11 protein-coding genes are annotated in these 14,362 nt (G+C 55.6%); 4 read left to right on the plus strand and 7 right to left on the minus strand.

Features of this window, described 5'->3' with window-relative positions; genetic code table 11:
- Positions 1–171: 171 nt before the first annotated feature.
- The 7 genes from CORGL_RS07995 to CORGL_RS08025 form a co-directional block, all read right to left on the minus strand.
- Positions 172–1,074 carry a ketose-bisphosphate aldolase gene (locus tag CORGL_RS07995; protein ID WP_013709398.1) on the minus strand — a complete coding sequence of 301 codons (903 nt, stop codon included), beginning with the start codon at positions 1,072–1,074 and terminating at the stop codon, positions 172–174.
- Between the two features lie 103 nt (positions 1,075–1,177).
- On the minus strand, positions 1,178–2,272 hold the full coding sequence (locus CORGL_RS08000; protein WP_013709399.1) for a PTS fructose transporter subunit IIC: 1,095 nt from the start codon (positions 2,270–2,272) through the stop codon (positions 1,178–1,180).
- A gap of 81 nt (positions 2,273–2,353) precedes the next feature.
- Positions 2,354–2,689 carry a PTS fructose transporter subunit IIB gene (locus tag CORGL_RS08005; protein ID WP_013709400.1) on the minus strand — a complete coding sequence of 112 codons (336 nt, stop codon included), beginning with the start codon at positions 2,687–2,689 and terminating at the stop codon, positions 2,354–2,356.
- A 15-nt stretch (positions 2,690–2,704) separates the two neighbouring features.
- The gene (locus CORGL_RS08010) at positions 2,705–3,199 is read right to left on the minus strand and encodes a PTS sugar transporter subunit IIA (RefSeq protein WP_013709401.1); all 495 of its coding nucleotides are present in this window, start codon (positions 3,197–3,199) and stop codon (positions 2,705–2,707) included.
- 289 nt (positions 3,200–3,488) lie between these two features.
- The gene (locus CORGL_RS08015; RefSeq protein ID WP_013709402.1) at positions 3,489–5,453 is read right to left on the minus strand and encodes a glycoside hydrolase family 127 protein; all 1,965 of its coding nucleotides are present in this window, start codon (positions 5,451–5,453) and stop codon (positions 3,489–3,491) included.
- Between the two features lie 57 nt (positions 5,454–5,510).
- Positions 5,511–7,022 carry an oligopeptide:H+ symporter gene (locus CORGL_RS08020; RefSeq protein WP_013709403.1) on the minus strand — a complete coding sequence of 504 codons (1,512 nt, stop codon included), beginning with the start codon at positions 7,020–7,022 and terminating at the stop codon, positions 5,511–5,513.
- Positions 7,023–7,115: 93 nt separating this feature from the next.
- A complete protein-coding gene (locus CORGL_RS08025) occupies positions 7,116–9,371 on the minus strand; it encodes a beta-L-arabinofuranosidase domain-containing protein (RefSeq protein ID WP_013709404.1) in 2,256 nt (751 codons plus the stop codon).
- 221 nt (positions 9,372–9,592) lie between these two features.
- Between CORGL_RS08025 and CORGL_RS08030 the strand changes: the two genes are divergently transcribed.
- The 4 genes from CORGL_RS08030 to CORGL_RS08045 all read left to right on the plus strand — a co-directional run bounded on the left by CORGL_RS08030 (position 9,593) and on the right by CORGL_RS08045 (position 14,314).
- Positions 9,593–10,378, plus strand: coding sequence for a helix-turn-helix domain-containing protein (locus CORGL_RS08030; protein WP_156789829.1), 786 nt, complete (start codon positions 9,593–9,595; stop codon positions 10,376–10,378).
- Positions 10,379–10,512: 134 nt separating this feature from the next.
- Positions 10,513–11,592 carry a hypothetical protein gene (locus CORGL_RS08035; RefSeq protein ID WP_013709406.1) on the plus strand — a complete coding sequence of 360 codons (1,080 nt, stop codon included), beginning with the start codon at positions 10,513–10,515 and terminating at the stop codon, positions 11,590–11,592.
- 107 nt (positions 11,593–11,699) lie between these two features.
- Entirely contained in the window at positions 11,700–13,214 is a 1,515-nt protein-coding gene (arfA, locus tag CORGL_RS08040; RefSeq protein ID WP_013709407.1) for an arabinosylfuranosidase ArfA, read from the plus strand.
- Between the two features lie 194 nt (positions 13,215–13,408).
- Entirely contained in the window at positions 13,409–14,314 is a 906-nt protein-coding gene (locus CORGL_RS08045) for an ROK family protein (RefSeq protein ID WP_013709408.1), read from the plus strand.
- The last annotated feature ends 48 nt before the right edge of the window (positions 14,315–14,362 follow it).

The following is a 14,362-nucleotide window of genomic DNA, read 5'->3' on the forward strand; positions in this document are numbered from 1 at the left end:
TCATGATAGCAACGAACGCAGCTGTACGCCTCGCCGTTGGCAAAGCATGGGCATTCGGCGACAGAGACGCCAAAGAATGAGCGAAAAAGGGCTCCATGGAGCCCTTTTTCATCTCGCATAGCATCCTATGAGCTAGGAGGGCGCGGGCCACAGCCCCACCGAATCACTCAGTCACTCCTGAGTCTGACGCCACTGAGGCACCACCGGCTCACGGAAGAATCTGGCCGCGCCTACGCAACCGAATAGCTCCATCTTCTGCTTGATGACCGCTTTTCCGGCGTCGATGCATGCGGGGAAGATATTGTTCGGATCCCAGCCGGAATTCTCCTGTGCAAGTACCTCGCGAGCTTTCAAGAAGAAGGCGCTCTTGTAGTCGGAGGAGATATTCACCTTTTGGATACCGATGCGCACCGCCTCGGCGATCTCCGCATCTGGATTGCCCGAACCGCCATGCAAGACCAAGGGGATATCGATGACCTCGAGGATCGAGCGAAGCACATCCATGCGGAGCCTCGGTGTAACGCCTTTGGGATACAGGCCGTGGCAGGTGCCGATCGCGATCGCAAGCGTGTCAACGCCCGTGCGCTCCACAAAGGTCTTCGCATCCGTTGGATCAGTGTAGCTGACCTCGCTCATGCCGCCCTCTATCGTGGCTCCGGTGTTGCCGATGGTTCCCAGCTCACCTTCGACGGAGACGCCGATCATATGACAGACGTCAACGACCTCGCGCGTCTTGGCGATGTTGTCCGCGAGCGGCAGCAGCGATCCGTCTATCATGACCGAGGTGAAGCCACAGTGGACGGCCCTCATGATGCTCTCGATCGAGTCACCGTGGTCCATATGGATGACAAAGGGAACCGGACTGTTCGAGCAACGTGCGATCACGTATTTCAAGAACTCATCGCGACAGTATTCTAACTCGGTGGGATGCAGCGCAACGATCGCCGGCGCATCCTGGGCCTCGGCCGTTTCGACGACGGTGCGCACGAGGTTGGATTCAGAGACGTTGAACGCCCCTACTGCGAAATGCTTCTCCTTGGCGACTCCAAGCATCTGCGTCATATTAACAAGCATGCTAGATCACTCCTTTTTGCAAGATACGTCTAATTGCCCATATTGAGCCGCGCGGATGATGCGCACCTCCGATGCGCAACCGCTGCGAGGTGAGCGCTTGAACCTACGAGAGACTGAAGGACGACAGATCCACCTCCTGCTCATCCGCATCGGGTTCTTCGAGATCATTGATCTCATGCGGATCGAGACGTTTTTTGACGAGCACGAGAAGCAGCGCGGACACAGCGGATCCGCAGAGCAGAGCAACGACGGCCATGATCGGATTCGTCATGGCGGGAATGACGAAGACTCCACCGGAGGGAACCATGGACTCGACACCTGAAGCGAATGCGATCGCACCGCATATTCCGCAACCGATCGATGTGCTGAACACTGTTCGGATGATGTCGTTCATGGCGATCGGAATGACGCCTTCTGAGATCATGCAGACGCCCATCGGAAATGCAATGCCGATATTATCCTGTTCTGTCTTTTTGAAGATCGGCTTGCCGACAAACTTAGACAGCAACAGGGCGATCGCAACAGCAAACGGGGGAACCATCGCAGCGAGCACCTTGATTCCCTCTGGTCCGTACACCCCTTCGAGCATCAAACCATCGCAAATGAGATTGGGAACCTTCGATATCGGTCCGCCGTAATCGAGGCAGCCAAGCCAGCCGATGATGAATCCATATGCGACCTTGGCGTTCTGATCGAGTCCATTGATAAAACTCGTGAGCGCCTGGGTGAGCCATGTGATGGGCGTACCGAGCACGAAGTACATGAGCAATCCGCCAACGATCGCCGAAACCGTGGGGATGATCATCATAGGCATGAGAGCTTCTGCCCATTTGGGAACCTTTACATAGTTCTCGATCATGAGACAGATATAACCTACGAGATAACCTCCGATCATACCACCCAAAAACCCTGCGCCCAGAAATGATGCGATCTGACCCATGAGAAAGCCGGGAGCGATACCTGGGCGATCTGCAATGGAATAGGCGATGTAGCCCGCGATAAACGAGGGCAGCAGCCCCATGCCGAGCACGCCCAGCGAGGTGAGGGCACTTGGAATCGTCAGCTCGTCAACATCTTTGACCACCTGGCCACCGGTCAGGTTGCCGATCGCGATCAGAAGGCCGGAGGCGACCACAAGCGGCAGCATGTAAGAGATCGCTGTCAATGCATGCTTTTTGAGCTGCAGCTTTTTTAGCATGTTTTCCTTCTTTCCCTAATAGTTGCGACGCGCACCACTGAGCAGAGCTTTCACGAACTCGGTCGCGGCAATCAGCACAGCCTAGTTCGAACCGCCTTGCTCAGGTGCATTCTCCACCTCGTCCGCGATCTTGTTGATGATCTGCTTCGCCGCTTTGAGCACCAGACCGGTGGGCACCTCCATCACGCGCTTTCCTTTGAATCGCGACGTGTCGATCTTGATGTCGACAGCTAGGATAACTGCATCGGCTTTAGCGATCTCGTCAGCCGTCAGCTCATCTTCGACGCCGATGGTACCCTGAGTTTCGATCTTGATTTGGTGTCCCAGTGACGCGGCGGCCTTGACCAGCTTTTCTTTTGCCATGTAGGTGTGCGCGATCCCAGATGTGCACGCGCAGACTCCAACCAGTTTCATCATGTCCCGCCCTTCTCGTCAGCTGTCGTAGTCGTCTGGACTCGATTCAAGAAGCTCGATCATTTCGCATGCGCTTCTCGTCTTATGCAATCGCTCGACGAATGCCTCGTGCGCCAGCAGCATGGCGACGTGCTGGAGCAACTTCAGGTGCACGATATCCGAATCCCCTTCGGTCACTGCGAACAGAATCACCACGTGCACGGGTTCATCGTCGAGTGACTCCCAGGCAAGCGGGTGCTTGGTCGTCCCGATCGCAAGCGCGGTCCGTGTGACTCCCGAGGACTTACCGTGCGGTATCGCCACGCCCATGCCGATACCGGTTTTGCCCTCGCCCTCTCGCCACATGACGTCGTTGAGGAAGCCCTCGCGATCGCTGATCCTGCCGTGCTGCTCCAAGCGATCGACGAGCTCCTCGAGCATGCCCTCTTTGGTCGTAACATCCAGATCGAGCGCGATGAGACGCTCATCGATAACGTTCGCGATGTCGAACCCGCCACTGTTCGTTTTTGACATACTTCCCTCCTTTCCAAATCGTGAAGGTACTTGTGTTTCATCAATATATCAATTTATGAAACACGATATTGCTAAGTATTTATTTATCTGGTAAGCGTATTAGATTAACTGGTAAATGGTTTCATGTAATACTTATCTATGAAACCATGTTCCAATATTTCTGTTTTTCCCGAGCCGGTGGCTCGGCCCGCATGCGAGACAGAGCAAACAGCCCGCCGCCCGCATCTGCACGGAATGCGGGCGGCGGGCGCTGTTGAAAAGCAGATGACCGAATGCGCTTCAGGTCACATCATCTGAGACGGGAATCCTGCCGAAAGTAGACCTGCATCGCCCCGAGCGAACGATTGTAGCGCGTGTAGAACGGCACGAGCGTCAATGGAATAGATCTGATCTCGGGCTCATCATAGCTGTACAGAGCTGGAGTGGTCGACGCGGCGTATCGGACCGTACCTGTGAGGCACCGCACGTCGGGGAACGTGGGATGCGCATTCTCAGACCAGACGGCATCTGCGGGCACGACCACATTCCAGAAGTCGTCGATATGATTGTCAGCTTCCTCGGCGCAGTAGACCAACGGGCCCCGCATGAGGGCGACTTTGCCCGCATCGTATTTGACGCGTGAGTTCACGTGCACGGTCTTGACAGCCATATCAAGCTTGAGCTCCAGCTCGTCACCCGACTTCAGCTCTTCGAGCACCAGCGCATAACCTTGGCTCAGCACGAAGTCGATGCCGGCATGCAGCGGCCTGCCATTCAGCTCCAAGCGGAATCTCTGGCTCCATGCGGGGATGCGCACAGCGAGCTCATGGCCAGCTGCCCATGCCTCGACCATCAGCTTCACACAGCCGCTCTCAGGCATAGTGCTGCTCATCGACCAAGCCACCCCATCGCTGCGATAGGTGCTTCCGATGAACTGGTCGACATAGTGCGTAGCACCTACCTCGTGATAGAGATACCGATTGAGCGAGAGAATCAGACGCGCAAGATTCGGCGGACAGCACGCGCATGCATGCCAGCCGGGCCTTCCCGCCCGCGCGATCTTGGCGCCCCAGCGCTCGAGCTCGTTACGGTAGTAGAACCTCGTCGCATCCATCGACATGCTGCCGAGTGTGTTGTTGTAGAGATCCCGCTCGATCACATCGGCAAACTGGCTATCCGAAGAGAACATCTGAAGTCGGCGTGCGAACAGGATCAGCGAGATACCTGCGCAGGTTTCACAGTAGTTGCTCTCGTTGGGCAGATCGTACTCATGGGTGAACCCTTCACACATATTCGTCGAACCGATGCCACCGGTCACATACATCTGCGTATCTGCCAGATTGTGCCATAGTCGAAGAGCGGCGGCTTTGATCGCGTCATCTTGGCTCGCAGCGGCCACATCGGCCAAGCCGGCATAAAGATAGCCGGCGCGCACGGCGTGACCCTCGGCTATGTTCTGATCGATCAGAGGCTTAGACGCCACATAGTACGCGAGATCGACCGGTTCCTCCATGTCCACCTCGCCGTGATTGTAAGCGATATCAAGCCAGTTCGGGATCTTCTTCTCTCGCCGATCCGCGGTCTCTGCCTCGAAGTAGCTCGGCTTCTGGCCGCGGGAAAGCACAAAATGCCGCGCAAGCCGGTAGTACGCATCTTTGCCCGTCAGGTGGTATAGCCGCATGAGCGCCAGCTCGATCTCCGGATGACCGGGTACCCCGGCGGTGCCATCGGTGAGAAAGCGCTTCACGAGCAAATCTGCGAGCTTTGTGATCACGTCGAACGCGATTTGACTACCGGTCGCCTGATGGTAGGCTACTCCAGCCTCGATCAGATGTCCCGCAGTGTAGAGCTCATGGTTATCCTGTAGCGATGTCCAGCGGTACTCTGGTGCCTTGATCTGAAAGTAGGTATCCACATATCCGTCGTCCATCTGAGCCTTGGCGATCAGGCGCCAAGCCTCATCGGCATGCGCTTTGAGCTCGGGATCTTGAGTCAGCTCCAACGCATAGGCGGCCGCTTCCAACCACTTGTGCAGGTCGGTATCTTGAAACACCATGCCGTAGAACTCCCCGGTCGCCTCCCCTGCCGCGATCTTGAAATTCTGGATGGCCCCTGACTTGGGAACATCCGGTTCGGCATCATTGAGCACGCGCCATTGAAACGGGAGCATCTGCGTCAGCACCAGATCGATGCGCTTGCTCCAGAAGGCATCCTTGATTGTCACGTGAGCGCTCGTTTTGTTTTGCGTGGTCGACGTGGCTTTTGAATCACTCATGGATTATCAGACCTTTCTTGAAATTGGCAATAATTATAGACTTATCGAAGCGCTTCCCTATGCAATCGCAGCCTCAAGATTCTTCTGGTCATAGCGCAGATAAAGACCAATGAGAATCGTCCCGACCCCAAGCCACGGGAAGAGAGCGATCTGCTGCTGAGCGGTCGTGGCGAACATGAAAACCACCATACCGATGCCGTTTCCTATAGTGGTGCACTGGCCGAACGCCGTCTGGATCTGCGTGTCATAGGACTTGGGTGCCATCTTCGCGATGAGAGACGTTCCGGCGGGCCCGCCGACAGCTCCCGTGAACGTGTCGACTACCATGGTCAGAATGTACCAAAGCGGATTTATCTTTCCGGTGGCAAGGGTGACCGTCAGCGGGATAACGAACAGGGTCACAGAGCCCAAAGCGTAGCTGAGTGCCATCTTGCTCAGACTCCGTATGCTGGCACCGGTCTTTGTAGCGGTCCAGAGATACGTTGCGATCGGATTGAAGATAAGAGCGAAGACGGCGGTAATGGAGACGAAGGTAGCCGGCGCGAACGTGAATCCCATGAAGTCCCGATTGAGATATTGATCCATGTAGATCAGAGTCGCCGGACCGGTGACCGCCCAGATAACGGCTTGATACACCTGAATCGTCAGCAGCTTGCCCATCGGTTTGAAGACCCTGCGCTCCTTCTTTGAGATGTCCTTGCTTGTGAAGAGCTTGAAGAAGAAGGCGAGGGGGATCAGAATTCCCGCAGTGCTGATCACACTGAGCAGATTGTCGAAGGTCATCACCCCCGCTACAATCGATACGGCCATAGCGATCGCGACGATCGCAATCGAAACTGCAGAGATAAGCGCGACCTTCCGCAGACCAGCTGGTGGCAACGGCTTGACCGGTTTTCTGCCCAGCTCACCGAAGCAGCGATGACTGAACAGCAAGATCGTCAAACTATAAGCGAGCGCTGCGACCCCTGCGATCGCAAAGCCGATGTGATAGTTCAGCATCGAGATGTTGCCCACGATGATCGGGGCGAGCAGACCGCCGACGCTATTGAAGATGTTGTGGAATGTAAAAGCGGCGTCTCGTTTGGCGTCATCGGACTTGCGATAGAGCTGGGCCGTCAGCGAGTTGTTCGACTGGCCCATCAGCTGTACCGAAAGGAAAATCAGACCGAGGAACATACAGATCCTGCCCTGTTCCAGCGTGAAATCCGGAATGGCCACCAACGCGAACCCGATAGCCTTGGTGATGTTGCCCAACACGAGCGCCGTGCGCATCCCAAAAACCCGATCGGCCAGCCAGCTTCCGACCATATTGAGAACGCTGGTCGCCACGCCCTGCGCTGCGATGATCGATGCCGCTTCACCCTGAGTGAAACCGAGTCCTTTTGAGAAAGGTGAGTACAAATAATAGATGAAGATCGCATTGAACGAGGCCCACGCGATTGAGTTGAATAGGTTACCGGTGCCGAGCACCGCGAGCCCACGAGGGTGTCCGAAAAAACCTGTGTCGTTGTAGATTTCCTCCATTTTGTCATCAACGGGAGCGGGAACCGCAATAGCGTCGCTTGCCATCTGACTCTCCATCCTTTCTAATTGACAGAAATATCCAACCAGGGGCGTTTCTAATTCCCCTGGTACCGTACCTACCTGATGAACGCAGAGGGGTTATCTCTGATTGAAATAGATCTCGTATGATTCGTCGTCGATCGTGTAGAGCGGAACGAATATCTCGCTGCCCGCCGAAAAGCGCACCGAATCCGCATCCTTGACCAGCAGCGACTTGAGTGCCGCGTCATCGCTCACGTCGAGCGTCTGATAGGAGGTCTCGTCTCTCAACGCCGCCAGAACAAAGGGGCCGTAGCCGATCGCAACTCGATTCGGATCGTCTGGCGTCGGGATGAGCCTGAGCTCGGGATTGAGCCTCACGGTGATCTCATCGCCGGGCGCGAGGGAATCCTCAACGGTGACATACCCGTCTTTCTCTGCGATCCGAGCAGCTGCTCCATTGATCGACACCGTCATGCGATCGCTCCAGTCGGGGTGCCTGAGCACGAGCTTTCCTTCGAGTCTGCCGATCGCGATCCGCACCGTCTCAGGATGGTTGAAATCGCAATCGATGGTGACATCGGTATCGTCGGTCTTGAGATGCGACGCGAGGTAGAGCGCCACGATCAGCTGACCCTCGCCCTGATAATAGATGCTCTGACCGTACATGAACTGGCTTTCCAACCCGGTTCCATGGCAGCACGAATTCTCGGTGTCAAAGCCCTTCCTGGCACCCGGCTGCGTTTCCATGAAATAGGTCGAGCCGCCTGTGCCCTCATGGTCGGTCGAAGAGAGAATATGGTTGATGAGCACGTTCTCGCAGTACGCCATCTTGTCTGCCGTGGGCTCGTATTCGTACAGATCGCGCGTCAACTTGATCATGTTGTACGATGCACAGGACTCTGCGGAGAACTCATCTATCTTAGCGGCGATCTCACAGGGCTGCTGGAACATCTCGCCGTCACCGGTGCCGCCGAACGCATAGATATGGTGAGCGACTACCGAGTGCCAGAAGAACTCTGCGACCTGATAGTAGCTCTCCTCATGGGTGACCCCGTAGAGGGACAGTGCACCGATCACTTGAGGTATGTGCTGGTTGGCATGAAGCGTGCCCAGCGCGTCCACCTTCTGCAGCGCAGGGAAGATCAGCTTATCGTTGTCGAAGAACCTGGCCGCCTTGACGAAGGATTCCTCGCCGGTGATGGCTCCGAGCATTGCGAGAGACTCGTTCATGCCGCCGAACTCTCCGGCGATGTACATCGCCCACATCTTCTTCAGCTGGATCGGATCGAGCTGAGAAAGACGATTGTAAACCCAGTGCCCCACTCCGATCGCGATCTCGAGCGCCTGACGGTTTCCCGCATACCGATAGGAATCGAGCAGGCCAGCAAGTATCTTATGGAGCGTGTAGTACGGTGCCCAGATCTCGGGATAGGGAGTGTAACGTTCCAAGAGGTCGAACTGTGACTCATCATAGGCGCTGAGAAACCCTTCGTGGATACCCGGCTGCCCTCGAAATGCAGCTTGAACCTCCCCGAGGCTGTGCACCATGTAACTCAATTTGGAATGCACCGTCTCGTCTCCTGTTGCCGCCCATGCGAGTGCGAGCGCCGAGAGATAGTGGCCCGTGGTGTGGCCGCGCAGATTCGAATCGGGTGTGTCCCAGCCGATCATCTCCGGAGCACCTTTGGTGTCCATGTGGGCGGCCCGTCGAAAGTTGATGAGCATCTGATCGTCGTCAACCTGCTTGAGGAAGCTCAGCCGCCGTTGCTGTGCGGCGGCTGCCGGCGTACCGGGTGCGAGGCGCACACATGTCAAGTTGATCGGACGCATTTTTTTGCTGCGCATCGAAGTGATGGTGACGCCGGGCTCGACCACGACGCTGCCGCGCACCGGAACATCTGAGGCGTCGATGTGACCGGTGATCTCGTAGAGACCCGGAACCTCATAGTGGCGTTTCTCGCCGCCATCCCAGACGACGTATTGCGGCAGCAACTCACCGAGCGCGGTTTCGACCGCAACAGCCTGTGGCATGTAGAACGTTTCACCCGGCTCGTGGTGAAGTTCGATCGGGAAGACCGTCTTCACGTCGATCTTGTTGCGCTCCTCGAGAATCTTGACCTCGAATGTCTTGTTCTCACGGTGGGAACCGCGTGTGAGAGTCCCCGTCAGCCGCACGACGCGATCACCTCGGCCGTAGCTGGGGCGCACGACCGTTCCATCCGGCTTCAGAAACCGATCGTCGTCGACGGTCCACTCGATTCTCGAGCCATTCTTCCCCTCACTCGGTAAATCGAGATCGAATTCCACGGTTCGCAGATTGCCCAGGTACAGGCTGGCGATGTCCTCTTGAACCAGTTCCTCATCTGTTTTCATGCACGCACTCCTTCCGGTCCGCAGCAAACAGATTCGCGCGATCGACGTCGATTTCAAGCGCATGCTCAGGATATTCCTTTCACATTTATCCGTCAGTGGACTAATATTCAGAATAGATCAAAGATTTTTACCAGGTCATAGGGGTGGGGATGGGGTAATTGACACTTTATGTCGCCATTGATGCAGCTCCCGCGCCCAGTTTCATCTCTGCGGGGACCTTCATGGGAAAAAAGGGATGGTGCCATGAACGACGCGTGATCGACAGTTACGAGATCATCTGTCCGATCTGCGGTGCGCTGCCGCTCCAGATCGGAAACTCGCGCTATCTCGCAGGGCAAGGATCATTTCTGATCGTACCCCCCGGCATAGAGCACAGTGGATTCCAACCGATCGAGACCACGCTGCGCTTCGATTGGTTCCATTTCATACTTGCCGATCTCCACGCACTGCACGATGAGGCCGATATCGCACGACAGGCCGCCTACACGCTCGTGCTGCCCGAATACAGCGACGAGCTTCTGATTGATCGGGTGTCCGTTCTGACGAATCAGCTGCTTGATATCTATCAGCGCAAAGTCCCTCAACTCTATCTGGATAGCATCTTGTCGTGCATTCTGCATGAGGTGAGCGTCCAGACAAAGCAGCTCGCCTGGTCCCAAGCGATGCAACAACATGAGCTGCAGCCGGTTCGCGAGTGGATCCGCATCAACGCGCTCGGTCAGATCACACTCGACCAGATCGCCGACTATTTCAATTACAACAAGAGCTACCTGTCACGAGCATACAAGAAGAAATTCGGCATCAACATCACCAAAGAGATCGAACGCTTTCGCATGGATGCCGCCAAAGCGATGCTCGTTGAAAGCGATGACAACATCAAAGCTGTCAGCAAGGCGGTCGGGTATTCGGATGCGCGCTATTTTATGAAAGTGTTCAAACGAAGCTGCGGCATGACGCCGACCAGGTACCGCTCGACATTCCACCAGCGGCATTTCAATCGAACCTAGGTGGACAGAACCTAATCTTTGGTGGCTGCAATTTACAAACAATCTCGATACCCCCTTTGCACTCGAGACAATCGCTACGATGAGGTCGAAGACGAAGTTGCGGCTGTCACTCTAGACAGTAGGAGGTTCTCCAGATGTCAGACAGCATGAGTCCGAAGGTCATCTTCAGCCAGATCATCGATCCGCAACGGATCGAGCTGTATTGGGATGAAGAGGTTGAAAACGCTGCCGATCCTGAGAACTTCATGCTCACACGCAACCGCAAGAAGCTGCACCTCGTCGATGATGTCAAGGCGGAATGGAACATGCTCAATGTGTATGAGCCGAACAAGAAACGCACCACCTTGATCGTCAGGGAACCGCTGAGCTTGGCAGACCTCGGAACCGTCGAGATCCAGCTCAGCGTTCGTATCGAGAGCCAAAGCCATCATCAGGCAGACCCGCATAGCTCGATCGTAGTCAGCAACTGGCATGGTCGCTATACGAAATTCACCAAAACGCGCTGCGGTATCCTGATCAAGTCCTCAGATGACGTTTCGTACCACACACACACGCTCGCAGCCGCGATCATCGACCTCATGCTCGGCAAGCGATCTGACATTGCCGCCGCGCTCGTGGAAAGCAACGCCGATGTTGCTGTCTACGGCATACATGAGGATGTATATGATATCCCCGAGCACCGCGGCGGCGCACAGATCATGGACCGACCCGTCGAAGGGTACGGTGGCATGCCAACAGACACGACCACCTCGATTTCTGCCAGAAACATCCTGCGCATCACCGATGGGATCCATCGAACACGCTATCCCGATGAGTCCATTCTCGCCCATGAGTTCGGACACGCTATCCATCTGCTCGGGATCGATCTACTTCAAGACCGGACATTGGCTCAAGATCTGATCAACGCCTATAAGCATGCCAGGGACGCAGCTCTATGGCCGAGAACATACCTCATGCTCAATGCAGAGGAGTACTTTGCAACGTTGACAGCCATGTGGTTCAATGTCATGGCTGAATCGCACACCGGTGGCTGGGACGGTGTCCGCGGACCCCTTAACACCCGTGCCGAACTTCGGGAATACGATCCAGTGGGCCACTCGCTGCTCTCCAGAATCTATCCGGATCAGAATCTGCCTCGCCCTTGGGATGCGACACCGGTCCATCACAGCTACGCCGGTCATATTCAAGATGTTCCACGAGTTGCTGCCATCTAACTCAGAGAGGTGCAGGGCATCCGCTCACCCATCCTTCTCGCATCTCCTCTTGTTGTGCGTCTGTCAAGCCAAGTTCTGACATCCTGTCAGAAAAGGAGGCCGAAATAATGAAGAGAGCAGAGATCTTCATCAACCAGCACTATCAGATCGCCACTGTTGACAGAAGGATATTCGGCTCCTTCATCGAGCATCTTGGAAGGGCCGTGTACGGTGGCATCTATCAGAAAGGGAACCCGAACTCCGATGAGCATGGCTTTCGAAAAGACACATTGAACCTGGTCAGAGAGCTGAGGGTACCGATCGTCCGCTATCCTGGAGGCAATTTCGTATCGGGGTTTTCTTGGGAGGACAGCGTAGGGCCTAAAGATCGAAGACCAGCAAAGATCGATCTAGCATGGCAGGCAATCGAAACGAACCAGTTTGGTCTGAATGAGTTCACAGAGTGGTCCGACAAGGCGGGGTGCGACATCATGATGGCGGTCAATCTTGGCACCAAGGGTCCCCAAGATGCCAAAAACTTGCTTGAGTACTGCAATTTTGTCGGGGGGACTGATTACAGCGATCTTCGCAGGGCTCACGGCTATGCAAAACCACACGACATAAAGCTTTGGTGCCTCGGTAATGAGATGGATGGAAGCTGGCAGATAGGCCATAAGACGGCAAGGGAATATGGAAGGCTCGCATCGAATACCGCACAGATTATGAAATCGCTGGATCAAACCATTGAAACCGTAGTATGCGGCAGCTCTGGTCTGACGATGCCCACCTTCGGAGAATGGGAATATCAGGTTCTGGATGAGTGCTATGACGAGGTCGACTATATTTCCCTGCATCTGTATCTCGCAAACAGAAACAACGATACCACTGATTTTCTTGCAGGCTCGCAGTGCATGGACGACTACATCTCAGGAGTCGCATCCATCTGCGATGCGGTCAAGGCGAAAAAACACCGAAAGAAAGAGATCGAACTATCATTTGACGAATGGAACGTCTGGTATCACAGCGAAGAGCAGGACGAGCAGATCAGACCATGGAGTGAAGCGCCCCACCAGCTGGAAGATGTATACAACTTCGAGGACGCTCTGCTGGTCGGAAGTATGCTCATAACGCTGCTGAGACACGCTGATCGCGTAAAGATCGCGTGCCTTGCGCAGTTGGTGAACGCAATAGCCCCGATAATGACTTCCGACACAAGAGCTTGGCGTCAGACGATATTCTATCCCTATCTGCATGCCAGCACCTATGGAAGGGGGACTGTTCTGCTCACTCAGACCAACGCTCCGCGGTATGAAAGCAGAACCTATGGGACCGTGTCGGTCTTGGACAGTGTATGCATATGGGATCAGGCGGCTCAATCCCTTACGATCTTTGCCGTGAACAAGGATCTGAACGACGATGTTGAGATAACCTGCGATTTGCGTCAATTTTGCGGTTATCGGGTAAAAGAGCATTTAGTGCTGGCATGCAACGACATGAAGGCGATCAATACGGAAACAGCGCCAAACACCGTTCGCCCCATACGCTCTCATGCCTCTAGGGTGGAGGAGAGTGTACTAAGAGGCATTCTCGGCAAACATAGCTGGAATGTGATTCGATTGGAACGATATGCTGACAAAAGGTAAGGCGCATGGAACCATGTACCTCCTCCCAGCTCGATGACTGCGCATCGATGCGGTTTACTTATCAGATCAGCGAGATGTCGCGGGCAGAACGCATATGAAACAGTTCACCCGTTTCACGCTGTTGCAATCCAAGTTACAAGGCTATACTTGCCTCAGCCGCCTGTTCGTTCTCAACGATCTGGAAGGAGTTCGAGATGAGTAAGACACTGCTCGGCGCCTTGGAGGCGGGCGGAACAAAGATGGTCGTCGCAACCGGATACGCAGACGGCACCGTAGTCGAGTGCGAGGAGATTCCCACCGGCGACCCCGTCAAGACGATGGAGGCCGTGGCGGACTGGTTCCGCGATAAGGGAATCGCAGCGCTCGGCATCGGCGCGTTCGGTCCCACAGCCGTGAATCCGGCGTCTCCGCGCTACGGCCAGATCCTAGAAACCCCGAAGACCGCTTGGCGCTACTTTGACCTGCTCGGTTCGCTCAAAAGCGAACTTGATGTCCCCTGTGGTTACGACACGGACGTAAACTCCGCTTGCCTGGGCGAGGCGACCCATGGATGCGCGCGGGGTTTGGACACCGCAGTGTATCTCACCATCGGTACCGGCGTGGGAGCCGGCGTGATGATCGATGGGGAGCTGCTCCACGGCATGATGCATCCCGAAGCCGGCCATATCCTTCTGCAGCTCGATCCTCGCGATACCATCGGGTCCGAGAGCGGTTGTCCCTATCATCCGAACTGCCTCGAGGGTCTGATCGCCGGACCCGCTATCAAACGACGGTGGAACAACAAGCAGGCCGATGAACTGGCAGATGATGGCGAAGCCATGGATCTGCTGGCGGGTTATCTCGCACAGGCACTCGTCATCTACACGCTGTGCTACTCTCCGCAGCGCATCATCATCGGAGGCGGCGTGGCCGACCACACGCCTATCGTGAGTCTCGCGCGGAAGAAAGTCGTAGCTCTGTTGAACGGATACATCGTGACGCCCGAGATCAGCGATATCGATACCTACATCGTCGAGAACAGCCTCGATGGAAAGCAGGGCATCCTCGGTTGCCTGGAACTCGCGCGCCGCGCACAGCAGAGAAGCGTCTCAGGCCGCTGAGTTCGCGCTCTGCGGACGGGGCCCATACCCGCCCGCAGAGCGATCTCG

The organism is Coriobacterium glomerans PW2 (genome assembly GCF_000195315.1).
Taxonomy (GTDB): Bacteria; Actinomycetota; Coriobacteriia; order Coriobacteriales; family Coriobacteriaceae; genus Coriobacterium; species Coriobacterium glomerans.